General features: G+C 69.5%; 14 protein-coding genes. 10 read left to right on the forward strand and 4 right to left on the reverse strand.

The features are described 5' to 3' along the window. Positions 1–60: 60 nt before the first annotated feature. Complete coding sequence (locus HUA75_RS21930) at positions 61–903, reverse strand: metal-dependent hydrolase (protein WP_141648290.1); 843 nt, start codon at positions 901–903, stop codon at positions 61–63. A 37-nt stretch (positions 904–940) separates the two neighbouring features. Further along, positions 941–2,452: a hypothetical protein gene (locus HUA75_RS21935; RefSeq protein WP_254627657.1), complete on the reverse strand. Its 1,512-nt coding sequence runs from the start codon at positions 2,450–2,452 to the stop codon at positions 941–943. A gap of 855 nt (positions 2,453–3,307) precedes the next feature. Here HUA75_RS21935 and HUA75_RS21940 point away from each other — a divergent pair. The 8 genes from HUA75_RS21940 (at position 3,308) to HUA75_RS21975 (ending at position 12,069) form a co-directional block, all read left to right on the forward strand. After that, positions 3,308–4,567: a hypothetical protein gene (locus HUA75_RS21940; RefSeq protein WP_141648794.1), complete on the forward strand. Its 1,260-nt coding sequence runs from the start codon at positions 3,308–3,310 to the stop codon at positions 4,565–4,567. 87 nt (positions 4,568–4,654) lie between these two features. Then, complete coding sequence (locus HUA75_RS21945; RefSeq protein ID WP_141648793.1) at positions 4,655–5,482, forward strand: hypothetical protein; 828 nt, start codon at positions 4,655–4,657, stop codon at positions 5,480–5,482. A gap of 96 nt (positions 5,483–5,578) precedes the next feature. Continuing rightward, positions 5,579–5,911 carry a hypothetical protein gene (locus HUA75_RS21950; protein WP_174487467.1) on the forward strand — a complete coding sequence of 111 codons (333 nt, stop codon included), beginning with the start codon at positions 5,579–5,581 and terminating at the stop codon, positions 5,909–5,911. After that, a complete protein-coding gene (locus tag HUA75_RS21955) occupies positions 5,908–7,056 on the forward strand; it encodes a hypothetical protein (RefSeq protein ID WP_174487468.1) in 1,149 nt (382 codons plus the stop codon). The genes HUA75_RS21950 and HUA75_RS21955 overlap by 4 nt, the downstream gene beginning before the upstream one ends. A gap of 23 nt (positions 7,057–7,079) precedes the next feature. Continuing rightward, positions 7,080–9,317: an RCC1 repeat-containing protein gene (locus HUA75_RS21960; RefSeq protein ID WP_174487469.1), complete on the forward strand. Its 2,238-nt coding sequence runs from the start codon at positions 7,080–7,082 to the stop codon at positions 9,315–9,317. A 23-nt stretch (positions 9,318–9,340) separates the two neighbouring features. Then, positions 9,341–10,288 carry a VWA domain-containing protein gene (locus tag HUA75_RS21965; protein WP_174468259.1) on the forward strand — a complete coding sequence of 316 codons (948 nt, stop codon included), beginning with the start codon at positions 9,341–9,343 and terminating at the stop codon, positions 10,286–10,288. A gap of 92 nt (positions 10,289–10,380) precedes the next feature. After that, positions 10,381–10,941, forward strand: coding sequence for a DUF2378 family protein (locus HUA75_RS21970; RefSeq protein ID WP_141648788.1), 561 nt, complete (start codon positions 10,381–10,383; stop codon positions 10,939–10,941). A 33-nt stretch (positions 10,942–10,974) separates the two neighbouring features. Next, positions 10,975–12,069 (forward strand): hypothetical protein, encoded by a 1,095-nt coding sequence (locus HUA75_RS21975; protein ID WP_174457287.1) that lies wholly within the window; start codon positions 10,975–10,977, stop codon positions 12,067–12,069. 9 nt (positions 12,070–12,078) lie between these two features. On the opposite strand, the gene HUA75_RS21980 is transcribed toward HUA75_RS21975, so the two are convergent. Next, complete coding sequence (locus tag HUA75_RS21980) at positions 12,079–12,879, reverse strand: hypothetical protein (RefSeq protein WP_141646269.1); 801 nt, start codon at positions 12,877–12,879, stop codon at positions 12,079–12,081. Between the two features lie 274 nt (positions 12,880–13,153). Next, the gene (locus HUA75_RS21985) at positions 13,154–13,591 is read right to left on the reverse strand and encodes a DUF2383 domain-containing protein (RefSeq protein ID WP_141646270.1); all 438 of its coding nucleotides are present in this window, start codon (positions 13,589–13,591) and stop codon (positions 13,154–13,156) included. 267 nt (positions 13,592–13,858) lie between these two features. Here HUA75_RS21985 and HUA75_RS21990 point away from each other — a divergent pair, with 267 nt between their 5' ends. Next, positions 13,859–15,286, forward strand: coding sequence for an MFS transporter (locus HUA75_RS21990; RefSeq protein WP_174461730.1), 1,428 nt, complete (start codon positions 13,859–13,861; stop codon positions 15,284–15,286). 46 nt (positions 15,287–15,332) lie between these two features. Continuing rightward, positions 15,333–23,058: non-ribosomal peptide synthetase (locus tag HUA75_RS21995; protein WP_174487470.1), on the forward strand; the 7,726-nt coding region annotated here is incomplete at its 3' end.

Genomic DNA, 23,058 nt, shown 5'->3' on the forward strand with positions numbered 1-23,058 from the left:
TCCGCCCGCGAGGACGCCTCGTGCTTCCGGGAGTCCTCGTGGTGGGCTCGGCGGAACGGCTCAGGCGGCCTCCGCGCGGGAGGGCTCTTCAAGCGTCGCCAGGTGGGCCCGGGCGATGTGCAGGTTGTCGTTGTCCAACGGATGGAAGGAGGGCCGCAGGTATTCCTTGAGGCCGCGCCACACCACCCGCACCAGGACCGGGTCCTTCTCGTGGGCGCGCCGCAGCTCGCGCCACACCCCTGTCCACCCCAGCCCGGGCTCCTGGCGCAGCAGCGTCACGGTGGCCGCGAACCACAGGCCAAACAGCGCGATGACGGCCGCGCACATCCCCGTCACCCGCAGCGCATAGCCGGGCGCCACCTTGCGCAGCACGTCGAAGGCCACGGACTTGTGCTCAATCTCCTCGGCGGCGTGCCACTCGATGAGCGCGCGCATGGCTGGGTGGCCATCCGCGAACACGCCAAGCGTCAGCGTGTTCTCGCCCATGATGGCCGTGTAGTGCTCCAGCGCGGCGGCGATGGACAGCCGCAGGACCGGCGGGAAGTACTTGAAGATGAAGCCCCAGACGATGCGGTGATAGGCCCGCATGAAGCCGGAGATGACGTAGCCCTGGGACTCCAGCAGCTCGATGTAGTCCTGGTGCTCCCGCGCGTGCTTGCCCTCCTGGGCGAAGAACGCCTTCACCTGCGCGCGCAGCTCCGGCGCGTCATCCAGGGCATGAAGGTAGTGATTGACGCTGCGCACGATGAACCGCTCTCCCTCGGGGAAGAGCATGTTGAGCCCGTTCCACAGCTGCGTGGAACCCAGACCGTTGTGATGCCACACGCGGGGGAACGTGGCGTCGAAGTGAAACTTCAGATTCAGTCGCGGGACGATGCGGCCAGGGTCGGGGGGATTGACCATGAGTGGGGGGACTCTCTGCGCCGGAGGGGACGGCGGGTCAGGGGGAAGGGGATATCGGGGGACGGGCACGAAGCAGCACCTCGCGCTCGAGCTCCGTCCGAAAAGCCGTGAGCCGCTCTCGGGCGGTGAAGGGGCCGCTGCCTGCGATAGCGCCGAAGAAGCGCTTGCGCACGCCCTTGCGCGTCGCGCACAACACTTCCGTCACGCAGAGGGACACACCGCCCCCCACGGCGGGCAGCGGCCGCATGGTGTTGAAGTAGATGGGGAGGTGCCGCTCCAGGGCGGCCTCGTCCTCCACCTCGATGGTGATTTTCGACAAGAGGGCGTTGCCACACAGCGCGGTGGCCACCTGTCGCAGTCCCGGCGTGAAGGCGAAGCCATGCGTGGTCAGCGACGGCATCCACCAGGGCAGCGCCGGCGAATACAAGGTGGAGAAGATATCCTCCAACACCCCGCCCTCCCCTCGCGTGCGCTCCAGCAGCAATGACACCTGCTCGGGCGTCACCGGCCCCTGGCTCGTCCTGGTGGGAATCACCGCGATGCGGATGCGCCGCCAGGGCCGCGCCACGGACGACGGCGCATCCGGCAACACCGGCACAAGCATGGTGGGGTTGTCGGAGCGCAGCAGGCCCCCGCTGGAGCGCCCCAGCGCCACCAGCGAGGCACAGGCGAGGTTGCGGAAGTCCAGCCGCTCCGGGAGCTCCACGCGCAAGAGCGGCGAGGGGTCCTCGGCCCCCGTGAGCCATTCATCAGCGGCCGCGCGTCCCTTCCGGGGCAGCGCCGAGGCGATGGCCCGCGACACCTCCATCATCGCGCTGCCATCCATCACCAGATGGTCGAACGCCAGCTCCAGCGAGCCGGTTCCAGGCTCCACCCGGGCGCCCAGCCAGGTGCTCGTCGTCAGCAGATGCGAGGTCCACGCGCTGCGCCCCCGGCCCGCGACGTCCACCACCACCTGGGGATGCCACCCGGCCCGGCGCGCCTCGGCGAGCGTACACGGCGCGCAGGCCGCAAGCCACCCGGCCACCGCCTCCGGAGTCAGCTGCGCGTCATCCAACGGCAGCCGGGCCATCCGAAAGCCTCCGCCCTCGCTGGTGACGGCCACCGTGAGCACGCTGTCGTCGGAGACACGTTGCCGGGCGTCCAACCCCTCACGCCCCAGCCCCGCGAGCCACACATCCGTGGGCTGGTTGTAGCGGCGCCCTCGCGTGTCCCGATGCCAGCGCGCCACCTGGGCGAGCAGCACCGGCGCCCAGGTGCCCGTCGAGGTGTCCACCCCCAGGGGCTGCACCGTCACCATGATGCGCCGCGTGCGGGGCTCCGTGGAGAGGAAGCGCTCCCAGGTCGTCAGCTCCGGCACCACGCCCGAGGCCTGGCGCGCCGGAAACGTCCGCTGCCAGCCATCACAGAAGCCCACCAGCGCGGACAGCGACCGACGCGCCACGGGAAGGAAGTGGGGAAACTTGTGCGCCATCGAGTCCCGCACGCGAGACAGCGCGTCCTCGCCACGGCGCACGGCGAAGGAAGGGATGGAACCAGAGCCGTCCATGGCACGTGTCCCGCGCAAGCCCACCGGTGAGGTGACCCACAGCATTGGCCGTGCAGTGTAGCGGACACTTCCTCCGCGCGGTGACGATGTCGTGCCCCTTCATCATCCATGTCTCACGCACTCGTACGGGTGGTGAACGACTCACGCGCTCACTCACACCCACCTTCCTCACGCGAGTCGCGGCATGACGCACGCGGAGCGAGTGTCACCCGCGCACTCCAGCTCGGCGCGAGCAGCGGGACAGAAGACTTCCGCTCCCAGCGGCCCTACCCGGTGCGACGCGCTCGCCTGGCCGGCGACAAGGCACGGTGCACCACCGGGACACCTCGGCCGCCGTTGGCGCACGGGCACCCTGCCCTCACGGTTCCGATCTCCGCGCCCGGCCCCCACCGGCCTTGGCCTCACGTGCTCAAGCCACGACGCGGGCGGACGTGCGGTTTTCACGCAGATCGCCTCCCAGTGAAGCCACACACCCTTTCGTGCTCCTGCCGTGAGGCCCCGTCATTGACACGCATCCGCCATGGAAGGGGCGGTGAATCCGTCGGACCCCTCGGGAAACCACAAACAAAAGCAAACCAGATTTCACCGACAAAATAACCTTTCAAGACAAAGTCGATTTAGCCTAACCCGCACTGGCAGTCTGGCCCGCAATCGGTAGGATGCCACCGTCCAAGTCCAATCATCGCCCTTGGACAAATGGGGGGGAGTCCAAACACAGCACTCGGAACGGCCTCGGTACCCACGCTCGCATGGCGGGGAACCGAAGACGCCAACACGCGGTTTGCGAGCCCTCGGCTCGCAGGCACGGGAAGGGTGCGCCCTCCAGTCCTCACGCCACGCAAAGGAATGTCTCTCATGAAGAAGTTCCTCTCCGCTACCGCCGTAGCCGCGCTGTCGCTTTCTGCGACGCAAGCCCTCGCCGCGCCGATGTCCCCCGCCGCCAGGCCCATGTCGCAGCACTTCTCTCCGATTGTGCAGGACGCGTTCACGCTCCTGGGCGACACGGACAACCTCAACCTCGTCTATTACGTCCCGCGCCGCGGCGGCATCGCCGTCCAGTCGCCCACGACGACCAACCCCGTCCCCCGCTTCCAGATCACCTCCTTCATCCCCGTGTTCGGCTTCTTCGCGGGCATGGAGCTGGCGAACCTGGGCGGCTCGTTCTCGACCACCAGCGACCTGGGCGCACTCAACCGCCTGTCGACGGAGGCCGCGGCGAAGGGCTTCCAGATCGCCCCGGCTCCGGCCAACCGCTCCACCACCCAGTTCGTCCTCTCCGGGTACGCGCCGGTCAACGGCCGCGTGGAGATCGACTGCGAGATGGAGATCATCGTCGTCAACGGCCGCGACGTCCCGGTGCCCAACTGCTTCACCCACCTGGACCCGACCCAGCCGTACGACATCAACACCAACGTGATGTACAAGTTCAACACCCTGCCCGCGCTCGGCGGCAGCGTCGTCGCGCAGGACATCTCCTTCCAGGCCACCACCCTGCCGGGTTGGACCAACCAGCTGCGCGCCCTGATGGCCACGGGCGCCCAGTGGGACAACATCATGACGGCCCAGATTGACTGGGACATCAAGACCCACAACGTGACCCGTCAGGCGCGCTTCACGGTGAACTGGCGCTCGCTGTTCGAGCAGGCCAGCGCCTTCGCGGCGTTCCACCTGAGCTCCTGCGTGGACATCGAAGTTCGCGCCTTCTTCGAGCGCCTGGTCACGTGTTCGTCCGAGAACGCGTGCGGCATCCGCATCGAGTACCTCAACAACGGCGTCTGGGGCCCCACCGCGCCCAATGACTCCAACTTCATCAACGTCGTGAACGCCGTCCAGGCCCGCCTCCAGGACGAGCTGTTCAACGAGGTCCGCCGCTACACGACGCCGGTCAACGGCCAGGTCTCCAACCAGACCAACTCCATCTTCACCATGCGCGCCAACTACGAGAAGCTCATCCTGGAGCGCAACGAGGTCACCTACATCCAGTACAACCCGGGTCCCACGGACTTCACCGTCAAGACCAACATGAACGTCACCTGCCTCCTGGACGGCTTCGAGCTGGGCCGCGTCCGCTGGAACATGGAAGACGCGGGCTGCAGGGCGCTGATCGGTCAGTAATTCCGCACCGCCATGACTTCGGGGCGGAGGCCATCTTCGGGGTGGCTTCCGCCCCTCCTTTCCTTCCTTCACCCAGGCCCTTTCTCCATGCGCTTGCTTCAGCTTTCTCTCGCAGCCGTGTTGTGTCTTTCCGTCACGTCCGCCCAGGCCCAGACAGACACGCCGCCACTCGACTATGCGCGCACCATCCGCGAGTCTGAGATGGTATTCGTTCCCTACATGGGGATGGATCGCGGCCCCGTCTTCTATACACAGTACGTGCAGATTCCGACCGACTCCGTCGCCACCGTGGCTGGCATGAGGCGGCTCTTCGTCAACCTCCACCCCACCGCCCACACGCAGGACCTGTACAACGGCTTCATCACCCGCCATGGCATCACCGACGCGCGGCTGCTCCCGCTGCCCTCGGCCGGCTCGTGCCAGCCCTCGGCGGGAATCGCGGACCTGCTCAAGGGCATGCCGACCAACTACCGGCCGGCGGTGGTCGGCGGCAACTATCCGCTCGTCTGCGGACTCAGCGTCCACTTCTTCCCCGCCGACGAGGCGATGGTGCGCGCCCATATCGCCGCCAACCCGGTCATCACCCTGCGCGCCTCGGTGCCGCTGTGCGCGACGAACAGCCCCCTGCTGAACGTCCCCGCCATCAACCAGCGACTGGTGACGGACGGCGTGCTCCAGACGACGCCCAACCTGGGCGTGGGCGGCAACAGCTGGAACGTGCTCTTCGAGTCCGCCAAGCTCGCCCAGCTCAGCCCCTCCCTGTTCGTCACGTCCGACCCGCAGGTCGGCTGGGAGACGTACATCAAGTCCTTCACGCTCAACCTGACGGCGCAGACCGCGACGATGTCCCCGGCCGCGGCGAGCAACTCCGCCGCCATCTGCACGCCCACGCCGCTGGTCATCAACTTCGGCTAGTCGGCGAGGCGCCCCGCGCGAAGACAAACCCTCACATCAGCAGCCGGGGGCGGCCATGGCGACGGCCATGACGCTCCCGGCTCGGGAGCTTTCGAGATGACACGATGGGTCTGGGTCCTGGCGGGACTCATGGGATGGACGGCGTGCGCGTGCTCGGGAGATGACCCCGACGAGCCCGGCCAGACGCCGGAGCAGCGCAGGCAGCAGGTCCAGCAGTGCATCGTCACCCGGGTGCCCCCACCCGCCGGCTCCACCGAAGCGCGGTGGTCGGTGTCCGGGTATGCCCTGGTGAGCGCCTACCGGAGCTGTCAGGCGAAGCAGGAGGACGCGACGTCCGAGGACTTCCGCGACGTGCTTCGGGGCCTCGCCGAGCCAGAGGAGGACCCCTCGCGCGTGAAGCTCACCCAGCCCACCGGGAGCGCGCCGTGAGACGGCTCGCCCTCCTCGTCCTCGTGCTGGGAAGCCTGGCCTCCGCCAAGGGCGTCGTGGCCCAGGAGTGCACCGGCTGCCACACGTCCAAGCGCACCGAGCCCCAGACGCGCTTCGCCAACGGCCTGGGCCGGTGGACGGACAGCCAGTGCTTTGGCTGCCACGCCGAAATCAACGACGTCGCCGTGAAGCGCCAGAAGCGCGAGCCGGACCCGCGCTACTTCGCCATCCCCGTGCGCGAGGACAAGCTGGCGCATCTGGCCAAGACGCCACTGGCCTACATGAATGCCCCGGAGCTCCTCGAGCATCCGGGACAGAAGGTGCCCCGCATCTCCTCGCGGGGGCTCGCCGCCTTCCTCAAGCGCCCCAGCACCCTCTCCCAGAAGGAGGGCAGCCGCGCGCCCCGGATGATGGCCTACCCCAGCCTCCAGTCGGGCGACGTGAAGGACGTCGCCGCGCTCCTGTCGGTGCGGCTGCCGGCGAGGGAGGCCCCCACCGCGAAGCTGACGGCCTCCGAGCGCAAGGACGCGGACACCCTCTGGAAGGCGCGCTGCGCCAGCTGTCACGCCGGAGACAAGCCCCTCTCCGGACGGGACGGGGTGTCGCTGGGGCTCTACACGCCCGAGTGGACGTATGAGTACTGCCGCGAGCAGCCGCCCTACGCGCGCGCGGAACGACAGATGCCGGAGGTGCCGCTCTCGCTGGACGAGGCCCGGCTCCTGCACCGCCTGTTCGACGAGATGCGGGTGGAGAAGGAGCGCGAGCTGGACGCGCGCGTGACGCGGCTGGCGATGAAGGACGCCGCCATGCCCGGGGCGGTGCCTCCCACGATGCTCACCTATCTCTGGGGCCCCTTCTTCCGGGACGCCACCTGCGTGCACTGCCACGCGACGAGCCCTCGCGCGGCCAGCGCCTTCACGGCGGACGCGGAGGGCCTGAAGACGTACCTCAAGAAGAAGTCGGGCGAGGAGTACTGGCGCAGGCTGGAGACGCGCGCGCTGGAGGCCGAGCACGGCCTGGTCGCCGCGAAGCCCGGCATGCCCATGGCCGGCATGGAGCTGCCCGTGGAGCTGCGACGGCTCATCGCCCGGTGGGTGGTGGACGGCTGCAAGGATACCGAAGGCAAGACCTGGTGCCGTCGCTGACGGCGCACACCGAAGGGATGGCCATGAGCCTGAACGAGTCGCACCTGTCGTCGAGGATTGGCTGGACGTGGGCGCTCTTCGTCGGCCTCTGGCTTTGGACGGGCTGCGGCGGCGAGGACCCCTCCACCCACGAGCGGGCCCTGCGCCAGGCGCTCGCGGGCCGCGCCTCCGCCACCCGGCTGTCGCTGGGTCAGTACCACTCGGTGGGCGTCCACTCGGACGGCTCGGTGTGGGCCTGGGGCTACAACCGGCAGGGACAGTTGGGCAATGGCCTGTTCACCGACAGCCCCACGCCGGTGAAGGTGAAGAACCTGGAGGACGCGGTGGCGGTGGCCTCGGGGGACTACCACTCGGCGGCGCTGCGCTCGGATGGCACCGTGTGGTCCTGGGGTGACAACTATTCGGGGCAGTTGGGCAACGGCACCGTCCTCGCCAGCAACGAGCCCGTGCGCGCCCAGGGCCTGTTCGGCGTGCTCTCGGTGGGCTCGGGCTTCTCGCACTCGGTGGCGCTGCGCTCGGACGGCACCGTGTGGGCCTGGGGCGACAACCGCTACAAGCAGCTCGGCGCGCTCGCGGCGACCAGCAGCACGCTGCCCGTGCAGGTGGCGGGCCTGAGCGGCGTCATCGCGGTGGCGGCCGGTGGCAACACGTCGCTGGCGCTGCGCTCGGACGGCACCGTGTGGGCCTGGGGCGACAACCGCAGTGGCCAGTTGGGCGATGGCACGGTGACGACGCGGGGCACGCCCGCGCAGGTGCAGTCGCTCGCCGGCGTGGTGACCATCTCCGCGGGAGCGTCCCACTGCGTGGCGCTGCGTTCGAATGGCACGGCGTGGACGTGGGGACTCAACTCGACGGGCCAGCTCGGCGACGGGACGAAAATCAACCGCGCCTACCCCGTGCAGGTGGTGCTGACGGACGTGCTGGCGGCGGTCGCCGGCAACTACCACTCGCTGGCGGTCCGCGTGGACGGCGCGGTGTGGGCCTGGGGTGACAACCGCTATCGCCAGTTGGGCAACGGCACGCTGACGAGCAGCACGCTGCCGATTCAAGCGGGCCTCAGTGGCGGCGTCACTCTGGTGGCGGGCTTCAAGCACTCGCTGACGCTGCGCGCGGATGGCACCGTGTGGTCCTGGGGTGACAACGCCTTCGGCCAGCTGGGTGACGGCACCTTCCTGCCCCGCATGTCTCCGGTGCGCGTGGGCAACACCACGCTGGGCAACCCCGGGGTGACGTCGGGACAGCTGCACTCCGTCTACCTGGACGCGGCGGGCAACCTCTGGAGCTGGGGCGACAACGAGGAGGGCCAGTTGGGCAACGGCCTGGGCGCGGACCGGCTGTTGCCCGCGCGCATGGGCTTGACGGCCAGCGTGGCCGTGGCCGCCGGACACCGCCACACCGTGGTCCTCAAGGGCGACACCACCGTGTGGTCCTGGGGCGTCAACACGCGGGGCGAGGTGGGCGATGGCTCCAACACCAACCGCTCCCAGCCCGTGCCGGTGTCGGGCCTGTCTGGCATCTCCGCCATCTCCGCGGGGGCGTACCACTCACTCGCGCTTCACAACGACGGCACGGTGTGGGGCTGGGGCTTCAACCGCTACGGACAGTTGGGAGACGGGACGACGGTGGACCGCAACCACCCCGTGCAGGTGACGGGCCTGGCGGGCGTGACGGCCATCGCGGCCGGCCACAGCCACTCGCTGGCGCTGCGCTCCGACGGCACGGTGTGGGCGTGGGGCTACAACTTCGATGGCCAGATTGGCAGCGGGAACAACGCCTGGCACATCGTGCCGGTGCAGGTGGTGGGGCTGTCGGCGATGACGGCCATCACCGCCGGGGGCTACCACTCCATGGCGCTGCGCTCGGACGGCTCGGTGTGGTCCTGGGGCTACAACGGCTCGGGACAGCTGGGCAACAACTCCACGCTGAGCCAGAACGCGCCGGTGTCCGTGGCGAACCTGAGCGGCATCGTCTCCATCACCGCGGGGGACTATCACTCGCTGGCGCTGCGCTCGGACGGCACGGTGCGCGCGTGGGGCTTCAACTTCGACGGCCAGATTGGGGACGGCTTCCTGGAGAACCGCCATGTCCCGGTGATGGTGGCGGGGATGACGGGCGTCGTGGCCGTCATCGCCGGAGACCACCACTCCATGGCCTTGCGCTCGGACGGCACGACGTGGGCCTGGGGGGCCAACGCGGAAGGCCAGCTCGGTGATGGCACGCGCAACGACAGCATCATCCCCGTGAAGGTGGAGCTGTTCTGATGCAACTCGACAAGGAGACACCCATGTTCGCCCGTATCCTGAATCGGTGGGCCCCGCGTGCACTCGCGGGCGCGGCACTCTCACTCGCCTTGCTGTCCGGCACCGCGGCGCACGCCTTCACCGAGGAGCACGTCATCATCTTGATTGACCGCAGCGGCACCATGAGGACGACGCGGGCCTCGGGACAGACGCGCTTCGCGGATGCGCTCGTGCGCGGGCGCGACTTCGTCCAGACGCCCAACGCCCTGCCGCGCCTGTTCGCCATCTGGACGTTCGAGGGCGGCGGCTACCGCCGGGAGCAGGGCTTCGAGGACGGCCCGACGACGGTGGCGAGCCTGAGCCGGCTGAGCGTGGGCGCGGGCGCGACGCCCCTGGCGCTCGCTGTCTGCGACGCCGCCGACGAGCTGCTCCAGTTCGGCCCCGGCATCGACGCCCGCAAGGTCGTCCGCCTCATCTCCGACGGCGAGGAGAACAGCACGCCGGAGGCCACGCTCTGTTACGGCCCTCCGAGCGCCACGCGCTATCCCGACCTGGAGGAAGGCTCGTGGGAGTGGAAGGTCCGCAACATGCTCAAGACGGGCGACCCGCTGCGCGACAGCCCCAATCCCTTCCAGCTCGTCTTCGACGCGGATGTCTTCTTCAACCACATCACGCTGGCGCCCGAGCCCTTCTTCCTCACTTTCGTCCAGGAGGTCGCCAAGGCGTCCGGAGGCCGCTACACGCCTATCGACGACGTGCGCCCGCTCCCCATCCCCGGCGACACGGATGGGAACGGCTGCGTCGACTCCGTGGACTACCGCTTCATGCTCGCCAACTACGGGCTGAGGGTGCCCCCGGCCAGCCCGGCGGCGGACTTCAACGGGGACCGCGTCGTCGACTTCACGGACTACTCCATCGTCCTCGGCAACCTGGGCCGTGGCTGCAACAGCGTGCTACCGCCCGTGCTGCCCGTGCACGAGGTCCGCGAGTAGTCGTCGACAGGACTGGCCTCCGGAGGTCACCTCCGGGGAGAATGCGCGTCCGCCGGCCCGGGTAGGCCGGCGACACTCGGGGGCACGAGCGCATGAGCCAGGAGCGCGTCATCTTCGGCAACACGGTGGACAGCCTCTACCTGAAGACGCTCGACAAGGATTTGTCCTACGAGCTGCGCACCCAGCTGCGCGAGCTGGGCATGGACCTGGACGCCCCCCTCCAGGCCGCCTATCCCCACTCCGTGTGGGTGAGGTGCCTGGACGAGGTCGGCCGCTCCCTCTATCCGGAGAAGCCCCTGGAAGAGGCCCGGCGGCGGCTCGCCCGGCGGATGATTGAAGGCTATGCGCAGACGGTCATGGGCTCGGCGGTGCTCACGCTGGCGCGCGTGCTGGGTCCCATGCGCTCGCTGGGCCGCATGACGCACAACTTCCGCAGCGGCAACAACTTCACGCAGACGCGCGTCAACGTGGTGAACCCCACCACCGCGGAGCTGTGGTTCAACGAGCCGGACGTCACCGAGGGCTTCGTCGAGGGCGTCCTGGAAGAAGGGCTGCATCGCATCGGTGTGCGGGGCCTCACCATTTCCCGCACCCGTCACGACGCGGAGTCCTGTACCTATCGCATCGAGTGGTACGACCCCTCCGCGCGCTGACCCACCTCCGAGAGCCCCCGAGCCCCCCGCCCCATGACCCGCCTCCTCGACAGTCTCCCCGAGCTCTACCGCGACCTCCTCCCGGGCTTCTTCCGGCAGGACGTCCCCGAGGAGACCAAGGCCACGTGCTCCAAGTGCGCCATGTGCAAGGACAACGCGGAGGGCGCCGTGGAGTCCGTGGACGGAGTCAGCCGCTTCTTCCGTCCCGACACCAAGTGCTGCACCTACTTCCCCCGCCTGCCCAACTACCTCGTCGGCGCCCTGCTGTCGGATGAGCGCCCGGAGCTGGCCGAGGGACGCGGTCGCATGGAGGCGCGCATCGCGGGCCGCATCGGCGTGACGCCGCAGTGGGTGAAGCCCCCGGCGAAGTTCAACTTCCTCTACAAGAACGGGCACCAGTTCTTCGGCCGGGCCGCGTCGCTTCGCTGCCCCTACTACGGCGAAGAGAGCGGCGGCTGCACCATCTGGCCGTACCGCGAGGCCGTCTGCTCCACCTTCTTCTGCAAGTACGTCTCGGGCGCCGACGGCCGCAAGTTCTGGATGTCCCTCAAGACGTACCTGACGCTGACGGAGATTCAACTGTCGCGCTGGACGGCGCTCCAGCTGCTGCCGGACTACATCCTCTCCGGCAAGGACCGCCCCGAGCTGAACAGCGTCCCGCTCGGCGTGGAGGACCTGGACGACGCGCCGCCCCCCACGCGCGTCTACGCGGAGCTGTGGAAGGAGCACGCGGGCCGCGAGGTGGAGTACTTCCGCGCCTGCTACCAACTGGTGCGTGGGCTGACGGCGGAAGGACTCGACAAGCTGCTGGGCCTGGACGGCGTCATCGAGCTGAAGGCCGTGGAGAAGCTGTTCGCGACCTCCGTCTCACCCCAGCTGCCGCGCACCCTCCGCTTCAACCCGGACGCCACCGTGCAGTGGCTGCCCGACGGCAGCGTGGCCCTGGGCGCATACAGCGACTTCGACGCGATTGCCCTCCCTGGAGAAGCCTACGGGTTGCTCGTGGAGTTCACCGGCCGGCAGCCGGTGGAGGCCGTGCGACACCACCTGCGCGAGCACAAGCAGGCGGACCTGTCCGAGGACATCCTGCTGGAGCTGTACCGGCACCGCATCCTCGTGGAGGCCTGAGCAGCCCGCCTACGGAGGACCGGACAGCGCGCCCAGTTCCTGGAGGAGTCGACTGGACGCATGCGCCTCGCGCCAGGCGGGCACGGACGCGGAGAGGTGCTCGGCCAGCCACGCGCAGAAGCCGGGGTCTCCCGCGCCCAGCCACTCCGCGGACTCGGACAGCTCCGCCTGCGCGGCCTCCCACGCGCGGCGGTACGCGCTCGCCGCGGCCATCACCTGCGTCACCGAGTGGGTGAAGGCGTCCAGCGCGGCGCGCAGCTCCAGCGCGGCTGAAGGCTCCATGCCCCGCGACTCGCGCAGGCGCCCCAGGTGCAACAGCAGGCCCTGCTCCAGCGCGGCCGTCGTCCCCAGCCGGGCCTGCGCGCCGCGCAGAAGCAGCTGCAGGTCCTCGTTCAGCTCTCGCAGCAGCTCCTCCGTGGAGCGCGCCACCGGGCGCCCCAGCCGGGTGCAGACCGCCTGCCACAGGTTGCTGAAGGCGAGCAGCTCGCTCACGCCCCGGCGCACGTGCGGCGGAATGCGGTCCAGGAACTCCAGCGCCGCGCCGCGCGCCTCGGACGACAAGGCGCCAGGGCCCTTGGCCAGTTGGAGCAGCTTCCACGCCCAGGGCAGGGCCGCCTCGGTGGAGCGGAACAGCGCCTCACAGGTCGCGCTCAGCGCTCCCGCATGGCTGCTCTCCTTCAACGCCACGGGGGCCAGGGGCATCTTCTCGCGCTCCGCTTCCCTTGGCTCGGGCTCCACGGTCCGCTCGTCTCCGCGCCGCGCTTCACCGGAGACCTCGTCGCGTTCCGAAGAGCTGTCGTCCAGCCACATGCATCTCCTCCAGCCTCGTCGGCGGACCCCCGTTTATCGCACGCCACAACCCCAACCTCCAGGCCCCATCCGCTCGGCGTGAAACCCTCGACGTCCAGCCCCACCCCGGCGATCTACTCCCTCAGATGAAACCCGCGCCGGTTGTGACGAGGTCGACGCCCGGCCATTCAAGGCACCGCGCGCATTCCTGGAAGTTGAGAGTCCCAACGGAAACGGCCCGGGTCCGCGAACGAGTCGCGGGGCCCGGGCCTGGGGTTTCCCACCCGTCACGTCATCAGTGGAGGGTGTGCTTCAGGTGACTGAGTTTCTTGTGCGTACTCTTCTGCGCGGGCAGCAGCTCCATGCGCACGAAGCGCCGCAGGTCGCCGTGGACCTTGTCCGCGTCGCGCTCGTAGTCGCGCAGGCCATGGTCCTCGCCTTCCTCCAGCGCGGAGATGGCGGCGTTCTCACCCAGGACGTCCGCTCCGCCCTGGACCACCTTCGCGAAGGCGCCCCAGATGCCGGAGCCCTCCGCCGGCTTGCCGTCGAGTTGCAGGATGCGCGAGCGCAGCGTCTCCACGCGGTGCTCGTGGTCCTGTCGACACTCCTCCAGCGTGCGACGCCGTACGTCATCCTCGATGTGCCCCATCGCCTGCCGGTAGGTCTCCACCGCTGAAATCTCGCCCCGGAGGAAGGAATTGAGCGTGTCGACATCCTTGTCGGTGTGCGCCATGAAGGCCTCCTGGAAGTGGTGAACGGGTTGCTGAGCAAGAAGGTGCGACGTGCCCGCCCGCTCGCAACAAGGGCCCCCTCCCCCGCCACCTCCCTTCGGCCACACGCACCGTCCGTGTTTCAGCAGGTATCAGCGCGACTGTCCGGGTAGTCTGTTTGCAAGAATGCGTCAGGGCTGTGAAGCTGATCTGGGAGTGCCCAGTTCCTGTGCCGTGCCCCTGGCCAGTGGGAAGCTCGCCAGCCAACCCAGCTCGCATCGCCACGCGAAATGACTGCCCCGTCGCCTGCTTCACCGTCGCGCCCGCTTCTCACCTTCGGCCTCGTGTGGCTGGGGCAGTTCGTCTCCCTCTTCGGCTCGGGGTTGACGTCGTTCGCGCTTGGCGCGCACGTCTACCAGCTCACCGGCTCCACGACGCGCTTCGTGCTCATCTCCTTCTTCGCCACGCTGCCCCTGGCGGTGTTGTCGCCGTTCGCCGGAGTGCTGGTGGACCGGTGGGACCGCAGGAAGGCGATGCTTTGGAGCGACGTGGGCTCCGGCCTCACCACCGCGCTCATCTGGCTGCTGCTGGTGGCGGATGACCTGGGCCAGCTCGCGTTCAAGGCCTGGTACCTGTACCCCATCGTCCTGCTGGGGGGCTGTTGCAATGCGTTTCGCTGGCCGGCGTGGACGGCCACGACGCCGCTGCTCATCCCCAAGCAGCACCTGGGGCGGGCCAGCGGCATGGCGGAGCTGGGCGGGGCGATCAGCCAGATTGCGTCGCCCCTGTTCGCGGGCCTGCTGGTGGGGAGCATCGGCCTGCACGGCGTGCTCTTCATGGACGTGGTCAGCTTCCTGTTCGCCGCGGGCGTGTTGGTGGTGGTGCGCTTCCCGTCGGCGCCCGGGGCCTCGGTGCGGCGCGCGGGGCCTCGATCCATGCGCGCGGAGCTGGCGGAGGGGTGGCGCTTCGTCCGGGACAGGCCGGGCCTGTCGTACATCCTGGCCTTCAGCACGTTCACCAACTCGAGCCTCGCGCTGGTGCTCCTGCTCTTCACGCCGCTGGTGCTGGCCTTCACGGACCTGAAGCACCTGGGACTGATCGGCTCCATCTCCGGCATGGGCCTGCTGGCGGGCGGCATCCTCACCAGCGTGTGGGGCGGCCCCAGGCGCCGCATCCTCGGCATCGCGGGCTTCCCCATCATCGCCTCGGTCATGCTGCTGCTGGCCGCGCTGCCGCCCAGCGTGCCGCTGCTCGCCACGGCGGCGGCGCTGTTCCTGTTCTCCATGCCGCTCACCACGACCAACTCCCATGTCATCTGGCAGCTCAAGGTGCCGTTGGAAATCCAGGGCCGGGTGTCCGCGCTGCGCAAGACGGTGGGACAGTCCGGGGTGCTGCTCACCACGTTGATCGCAGGTCCCCTGGCGGACCGCGTCTTCGAGCCGTGGATGGCGCCGGGCGGAGCGTTCGCCGGCAGCGTGGGGCGCGTGCTGGGCACCGGCACCGGGCGTGGCATCGCGTTCTTGTTCGTCGTCCTGGGGTTCGCGGTGCTGGGCGCCGTCGGACTCCTCCTGTTGTCTCCTCGCGCGCGGCGCGTCCAGGAAGAGCTTCCGGACATGATTCCTTCCCACCCGCTCGCCACTTCTCTTCCTTCCGAGCAGCCCCCGGCTGGCGCCGTGCCCGAGAGTCCGCTCTCGGCGACGGGAAACACCCCGTCCTGAGCACGCAGCGTCCCGGCCCCGCGCAATGAATTGACTGGAGTACTCCGTGAGCACGCGCAACGACTCCCCGACGTCCGTCGGGCCCGTCATCCCATCCGAAGCGAGCCCCTCCGCCTCTCCCCTGGTGCCCCTGCGCGCGGGGAACGACGCGGCGAGCCCGCTCTTCCTCGTGCATCCGATGGACGGCCGCCTGGACTGCTACGCGGAGCTGGTCCGCCACGCTCCGGCGTCCCAGCCCGTGGTCGGCATCCAGGCGCGAGGCCTGGACGACGGGCGCGCGCCGCTGGAGTCGCTGGAGGCGATGGCCGTCTTCTACGTGGAGGCCCTGCGCGCGGAGCGGTCCGAAGGGCCGTATCACCTCGCGGGCTGGGCGCTCGGCGCGGTCATCGCGTGGGAGATGGCGCGCCTCCTCCAGCGTGACGGCCACGTCGCGCGGCTCACGCTCATCGAGCCGCCGCCCGCGTCACCCGACAGGAGCATCTCCGCCCAGGCGCTCGCCGCGCACGCCGCCCTCTTCGCGCGAGAGCTGGCGCTCCAGGCGGGCCTGCCCCCGCTCGAGCTTCCCGCCGCGCTCACCACGGGCAAGGACCCCGAGCCCCTGCTGGTGCATCTGCACGCGGAGGGCACGCGCCAGGGGCTGCTGCCCGCGGCCACGACGCTCGAGTTCCTGCGCGCGCGCTTCAAGCTCTTCTCCGCCCACGTGCGCGCCGCGCGTCGCTACGTCCCCGAGGCCTTTGCCGCTTCCGCGCGCATCGTTCGCGCCGCCGAAGTCGTGGACGCCGCGGACGTGGAGAAGGACAAGGGCTGGGCGGTGCTCGCGGAGGAGGGCGCCCAGGTCGACGACACGCCTGGAGACGGACACTCGCTCTTGCGCGAGCCCCACGTGAAGGCGCTGGCGGCGCGGCTCTTCGAGTCCGGCCAGTCCCTCACCGGGCCCATCCCCACGGGTCACGGCGACGGCGCGCCGCTGTCGTACGCGCAACAGCGGCTCTGGTTCCTGGATCAGCTCCAGCCCGGCAGTCCCGCCTACAACATGTTCTACGGCCTGCGCTTCACGGGCCCGCTGGAGCACTCGCTGCTGGAGCGCGCCTTCACGGAGCTGGCGCGGCGTCACCAGACGCTGCGCACCCGCTTCCGCTCGCTGCAGGACGGCCCCGTCCAGGCCGTCTCACCGCCCGCGCCGTTCACCATCTCCGTCGACGACCTGCGCGCCCTTCCCCCGGAGGCGCGCGACGCGGAGGCGCAGCGACTGGCGGACGCGGAAGCGCGCACGCCCTTCGACCTGGCCACCGGCCCGCTCTTGCGCGCGCGGCTCTTGACGCTCGATGAGCACGAGCACGTGTTGCTCATCGTCAATCACCACGTCATCTCCGACGGCTGGTCCATTGGCGTCCTCTCGCAAGAGGTCCCCGCCCTCTATCTGGCGTTCGCGCTCGGCCGGCCCTCGCCGCTGCCGGAGCTGCCCGTGCAGTACGCGGACTTCGCCGTCTGGCAGCGCGGCTGGCTGACGGGCGACGTGCTCGAGTCACAGCTCGCCTACTGGCGCACCCAGTTGGCCGACGCGCCGCACGCGCTGGAGCTGCCCACCGACAGGCCGCGGCCTCCCATCCAGTCGCTGCGCGGGGACATGCTGCGCGTCGACCTTCCCGCCGCGCTCGCGCCCGCCGTCCACGCGCTGTGCCACCAGGAGGGTGTCACACCCTTCATGGTGCTGCTGGCCACCTATCAGACGCTGCTCGCGCGCTACTCCGGGCAGGACGACATCATCGTCGGCTCGCCCATCGCCAACCGGATGCGGGCGGACCTGGAAGGCCTCATCGGCTTCTTCGCCAACACGCTCGCGCTGCGCGCCCGCTTCACCCCGGGCATGACGTTCCGCGAGCTGCTGGCCCAGGTGCGCGAGACGACGCTCGGTGCCTATGCGCACCAGGACGTCCCGTTCGAGAAGCTGGTGGACGAGCTGCGTCCCGAGAGGGACCAGAGCCGCACGCCCCTGTTCCAGGTGATGCTCGCCCTGCACAACACGCCGAAGACGCAGGGACAGGAAGACCCCGACGCGCCGCTCAAGGTCCGTCCGCTGGATGCCATCAGCGGCACCGCCAAGTTCGACCTCTCGCTGCTGGCGTCCGACGACGGCAACGTGTTCAACGCGGTGTTCGAATACAACACCGACCTCTTCGACACGGCGACGGTCCAGCGCATGGCGGACCAGTTCGTGCGCCTGCTGCGAGCCGCCGTCGAGGACCCGCTCCAGCCCGTCTGGCGCCTGCCGATGATGGAGGAGCCCGAGCGTCGCCAGGTCCTCGTCTCCTGGAACGACACGTCGCGGGAGCCCTTCGCGCCCACCACGCTCCACGCACCCGTGGAGGCCCAGGCGCTTCGCACGCCCGACGCCATCGCCGTCACCGACGGCACCGACTCGCTCACCTACGCGGCGCTGGACGCGCGGGCCAATCAGCTCGCGCACCACCTGCTCGCGCGAGGCGTGACGCCGGGGAACATCGTCGGCATCTGCCTGGACAAGTCGCTCGACATGGCCGTGGCCGTCCTGGCCACGCTCAAGGTGGGGGCCAGCTATGTCGCGTTGGACCCCAGCTATCCCGCCGAGCGCCTCGCCTTCATGCTCGCGGACACGCGTGCGCCCGTGGTCCTCACCCACTCCCGGCTCACGCCGTCGCTGCCCGCCGATGGCGGCGCTCGCGTCCTCCTGTTGGATGTCGACGCGGCCATTGTCGCCGGCCAGTCCCGACGCGCGCCAGGTCTCGACGTCTCGGCGGAGAGCCCCGCCTACATCATCTACACGTCCGGGAGCACGGGGGTGCCCAAGGGCATCGTCATGCCCCACCGCGCGCTGAGCGCGCTCTTCACGTGGCAGCTGAAGCGCGCTCCCCAGCCGCGCGCCACCACGTTGCAGTTCGCGTCGCTCAACTTCGACGTCTCCGTCCAGGAGATGTTCTGCACCTGGTGGGCGGGCGGCACCCTCGTGCTTCCCACCGGAGGACTGCGCCAGGACATCCCCGCGCTGCTCGACTTCATGCAGCAGCAGCGCGTCGAGCGGCTCTTCCTGCCCTTCGCCGCACTTCAGGCCATCGCCGACGCTGTCTCGCATGGCGCCACCCTGCCCTCCGCGCTGCGGGAAGTGGTGACGGCGGGTGAGCAACTCCAGGTGAGCGACACCTTCGCAGCGTTCTTCGCGAAGCTGCCGGGCAGCGTCCTGGAGAACCAGTACGGTCCTTCCGAGGCGCACGTCGTCTCCGCCTTCCGACTCCAGGGCACTCCCACGTCCTGGCCCCGGCTTCCGTCCATCGGCGGTCCGGTCGGCCACACGCGGCTGTATGTCCTGGATGCGCTCGGCCATCCGGTGCCCATCGGCGTCTCGGGAGAGCTGTACATCGGTGGCACCCACCTGGCGCACGGCTACCTGTCACAGCCAGAAGTCACCGCGAAGGCGTTCGTCCCCGACCCCTTCTCGACGGAGCCGGGCGCGCGGCTCCATCGCACCGGAGACGCGGCGCGGTGGCGCGCGGACGGCACGCTCGACTTCCTGGGGCGGCTCGACTCCCAGGTCAAGCTGCGCGGCTTCCGCGTCGAGCTGGGTGAAGTCGAGTCCGTGCTCCGCTCCGCGCCGGGGCTGAGTGATGCCGCGGTCATCGTTCGCGAGGATGTGCCGGGCGACAGGCGACTGGTCGGCTACGTCGTCGTCTCGCCCGACGCCACGCTCGACACCGAGGCCCTGCGCGCGTTCGTACTCCAGCGCCTGCCCGAGTACATGTTGCCGTCCGCGTTCGTGGCGCTGCCCGCGCTGCCCCTCACGCCCAGCGGCAAGCTCGCGCGCAAGCGCCTGCCCGCGCCCGATGCGGAGAGTCTGCGCGGAGGTGCCGCCTTCGCCGCGCCCCGCACTCCATTGGAGGAGAAGCTCGCCGCGCTCTTCGCCGACGTCCTGCACGTGCCGCGAGTGAGCGTCACCGACAACTTCTTCGCGCTCGGCGGGCACTCGCTGCTCGCCACCCAGGTCGTGTCGCGTGTGCGGTCCGCGTTCGGCGTGGAGCTGCCGCTGCGCACCGTCTTCGGCGCACCCACGGTGGTCGCCCTCGCGGCGAGCATCGACACCACGTTGATGACGTCGCGGAACCGGCAGCCGCCCGCGTTGGTTCCAGTGGCCCGCACAGGACCGCTGCCGCTGTCCTTCGCGCAGCAACGCCTCTGGTTCCTCGACCAGCTCCAGCCCGGCGGCGCGACGTACAACATGCCCTCCTTCGTCCGACTGGACGGAGCGCTTCATCTGGCCGCGCTCCAGCGGGCCTTCGCCGAGTTGGTGAGGCGCCACGAGGCCCTGCGCACCACGTTCCTCCAGCAGAACGACGAGCCCTTCCAGATCGTCGCCCCGCACGCGGAGCTGCCGGTGACCGTGGTGAAGGTCCAGGGACAGACGCCGGACGCCGTCCGCCAGGAGGTGGAGCGACTGCTGCGCGAGGAGTACCTGCGTCCGTTCAACCTCTCCACCGGCCCGCTCGTCCGCGCCCTGCTGCTGGAGACGTCCCCCACCGAGCACTTCCTCGCGCTCAACATGCACCACATCGTCTCCGACGGTTGGTCCATGGGCGTGCTCACCCAGGAGGTCGCCACCCTCTACGGGGCCTTCGCGATGGGGGCACCGTCGCCGCTTCCACCCCTGTCCCTCCAGTACGCCGACTACGCCGTCTGGCAGCGCGACTGGCTCCAGGGCGAAGTGCTGGAGCAGCAGCTCGCATGGTGGCGCGGACGCCTGATGGGTGTGGCCACGCTGGACCTGCCGCTCGACAAGCCGCGCCCTCCCGTGCAGACCTTCACCGGTGCCCAGGTGCTCGTCACCTTGCGGCCAGAGGTCTCCAAGCGGCTCAAGACGCTGTGCCAGCGTGAAGGCATCACGCCGTTCATGGCGCTGCTCGCCGCATGGCAGTTGCTCCTGTCCCGTCACACCGGGCAGGACGACATCGCCGTCGGCTCACCCATCGCGGGTCGCCAGCGCGCGGAGCTCGAAGGGCTCATCGGCTTCTTCGTCAACACGCTCGTCTTCCGCGCGCGCATCGACACGAACGCGACGTTCCTCCAGCTCTTGCGGCAGGTGAAGGAGACCGCCCTGGGGGCCTACGCGCACCAGGACGTCCCCTTCGAGCGCCTGGTCGAGGAGTTTCAGATTCGTCGAGACCTGAGCCGCAGCCCGCTGTTCCAGGTTCTCTTCGCGCTCCAGAACACGCCCGCGTCGGCCCTCCAGAAGCAGGAGCTGTCGCTCAGCCCGGTGGAGGTTGAAGCCACCGTCATCAAGTTCGAACTCGAGCTGCACTTCGTGGACGGGCCGGACGGCCTCTTCGGCGCGCTGACCTACAACACGGACCTGTTCGAGCGAGCCTCCATCGAGCGCATGACGCGGCACTTCGAGCTGCTCGTCGAAGCGGTCGTCGCCCGGCCCGACGCTCCGCTCGCTACCCACTCCATGCTGACCGTCGAGGAGCGGCGAGACGTCCTCACCAACTGGGCCTCGGCTCCCGCGCTCGTCTCGCCGGACTCCACCCTGCCCGCCGTCTTCGCCGATGTCGTCGCGCGCGCACCCGACTCCGTCGCGCTCCTCGTCGGTGACACCTCCCTCACCTACCGTCAGCTCGACGAGCGCTCCAACCAGCTCGCCTGGCACCTGCGCTCGCTCGGCGTCCGCACCGACTCCCGCGTCGCCATCGCCGTCGACCGCTCCGCCGAACTCATCATCGCCCTCGTCGCCATCCTCAAGGCTGGCGCCGCCTACGTCCCCCTCGACACGAAGTATCCGCGCGAGCGTCTCGCTTCGATGATGGAGGACGCGCGGCCCGAGGTCCTCGTCTCCACCCGCGCATTCCTGGACAAGCTTCCCACCGATGGGCTGGCGTGTGTCCTGTTGGATGAAGTGTCGCTGGCCCACAGCCCCACCCGGGCCCTGCCTCCTTCCGCCCTCCCCGCGTCGCTCGCCTATATCGACTTCACCTCCGGCTCCACCGGCAAGCCCAAGGGCGTTGGCTGCACCCACAGCGGCGTCATCCACATCCTCGTCGGCGTCGACTACACCCGCTTCGGGCCCGAGCAGACCCACCTCCTCCTCGCTCCCATCTCCTTCGACGCCACCACCTTCGAAATCTGGGGCGCCCTGCTCCACGGCGCGCGCCTCGTCGTCCTCCCGCCTCAGGCGCCCTCGCTCGAGGAGCTCTTCCAGACTGTCGCTCGACACGGCGTCACCACGCTCTGGGCCACCAGCGGTCTGTTCTCCCAGCTCGTCGAGAGTCGTCTCCCTGCGCCTCCTTCACTCCAGCGCGTCCTCACGGGCGGCGACATCGTCTCGCCCCTTCATGTCCGACGCGCGTTGCAGGACTGGGGCGTCTCCGTCACCAACTGCTACGGCCCGACGGAAACCACCGTCTTCGCCACGACCTTCCTGGTCGCTCGGCTCGAGGACGTTGGCGCAACGGTGCCCATCGGCAAGCCCACCAACGGCACCCGCCTTCTCGTCCTCGACTCCTCGCTTCAGCCCGTCCCCATCGGCATCACCGGTGAGCTCTTCATCGGTGGTGACGGCCTGGCTCGCGGCTACGTCGGCCAGCCTTCACTCACCGCGGAGCGCTTCATCCCGGACCCGTTCTCCTCCGTCCCTGGGGCGCGCCTCTATCGCTCCGGCGACTTGGTCCGCTGGAGCCACGACGGGACGCTCGCCTTCATCGGTCGCGCCGACGCGCAGGTGAAGGTGCGCGGCTTCCGCATCGAGTTGCCCGAAGTCGAAGCCGCGATGCTCGCGCATCCCTCCATCCGCGATGCCATCGCCATCGCTCGCGAGGACGTCCCCGGCGACAAGCGCCTCGTCGGCTACTTTGTCGGCGACGACCTGGACGCCGTCTCCCTCCGAGCCTTCCTCAAGTCTCGGCTCCCTGAGTACATGGTGCCGTCGTCCCTGCTCCGCCTGGACGCGCTCCCTCTCACCGCCAACGCGAAGATTGACCGCAAGGCACTGCCTCCTCCCGAGGCCGTCCTCTCGGCTCCCTCCTCCACCTACGTCGCGCCGCGCACGCCCACCGAGGAGCTGCTCGCCTCCATCTGGGCGCAGGTCCTTCGCGTCCCCCAGGTCGGCATCGAGGACGACTTCTTCGCGCTCGGCGGACATTCGCTGCTCGCCACGCAGCTCGTCTCGCGCATCCGCAACACCTTCAAGGTGGAGCTGGCGCTGCGGGAGCTGTTCGAGGCCCCCACCATCGAAGCGCTGGCCCGGCGGCTCGATGCGGCGACCCTCGCGGGCAAGGGCACGGTGCGGCCTCCGCTCGTCCTGGTGCCGCGCACGGGCGAGCTGCCGTTGTCCTTCGCGCAGCAGCGCTTGTGGCTCATCGACCAGCTCGAGCCCGGAAGCTCCACCTACAACATTCCCCTCGCCCTGCTCCTGCAAGGGCCGCTCGAGGTGGACGCACTCCAGGGCGCCTTCACGTCGCTCGTCGAGCGCCACGAATCCCTGCGCACCACGTTCGTGACGCACGACGGAGAGCCGCGTCAGCACATCCACGCCCCCAAGCCCATGCTTGTCACGGTGAGGGAGCTGGAGTCCCTCTCGGAGGATTCTAAGCTCGTCGAGGCCCGGCGACTGGTGAGCGAGGAGGCTTCACGGCCCTTCGACCTGGAGCACGGCCCCATCTTCCGCGTGCTGCTGCTGCGACTGGACGCACAGCGCCATGTCCTCGTCGGGACGGTCCATCACATCGCCTCCGACGGCTGGTCCACGGGAATCC

The sequence above is a fragment of the Myxococcus sp. CA040A genome (assembly GCF_013336725.1).
Taxonomy (GTDB): domain Bacteria; phylum Myxococcota; class Myxococcia; order Myxococcales; family Myxococcaceae; genus Myxococcus; species Myxococcus llanfairpwllgwyngyllgogerychwyrndrobwllllantysiliogogogochensis.

Bases quoted from the DNA above. Each gene is read 5' to 3' on its own strand.
- HUA75_RS21930 (WP_141648290.1), bottom strand. From the start codon at position 903: ATGGTCAATCCCCCCGACCCTGGCCGCATCGTCCCGCGACTGAATCTG.
- HUA75_RS21935 (WP_254627657.1), bottom strand. From the start codon at position 2,452: ATGGACGGCTCTGGTTCCATCCCTTCCTTCGCCGTGCGCCGTGGCGAG.
- HUA75_RS21940 (WP_141648794.1), top strand. From the start codon at position 3,308: ATGAAGAAGTTCCTCTCCGCTACCGCCGTAGCCGCGCTGTCGCTTTCT.
- HUA75_RS21945 (WP_141648793.1), top strand. From the start codon at position 4,655: ATGCGCTTGCTTCAGCTTTCTCTCGCAGCCGTGTTGTGTCTTTCCGTC.
- HUA75_RS21950 (WP_174487467.1), top strand. From the start codon at position 5,579: ATGACACGATGGGTCTGGGTCCTGGCGGGACTCATGGGATGGACGGCG.
- HUA75_RS21960 (WP_174487469.1), top strand. From the start codon at position 7,080: ATGAGCCTGAACGAGTCGCACCTGTCGTCGAGGATTGGCTGGACGTGG.
- HUA75_RS21965 (WP_174468259.1), top strand. From the start codon at position 9,341: ATGTTCGCCCGTATCCTGAATCGGTGGGCCCCGCGTGCACTCGCGGGC.
- HUA75_RS21970 (WP_141648788.1), top strand. From the start codon at position 10,381: ATGAGCCAGGAGCGCGTCATCTTCGGCAACACGGTGGACAGCCTCTAC.
- HUA75_RS21975 (WP_174457287.1), top strand. From the start codon at position 10,975: ATGACCCGCCTCCTCGACAGTCTCCCCGAGCTCTACCGCGACCTCCTC.
- HUA75_RS21980 (WP_141646269.1), bottom strand. From the start codon at position 12,879: ATGTGGCTGGACGACAGCTCTTCGGAACGCGACGAGGTCTCCGGTGAA.
- HUA75_RS21985 (WP_141646270.1), bottom strand. From the start codon at position 13,591: ATGGCGCACACCGACAAGGATGTCGACACGCTCAATTCCTTCCTCCGG.
- HUA75_RS21990 (WP_174461730.1), top strand. From the start codon at position 13,859: ATGACTGCCCCGTCGCCTGCTTCACCGTCGCGCCCGCTTCTCACCTTC.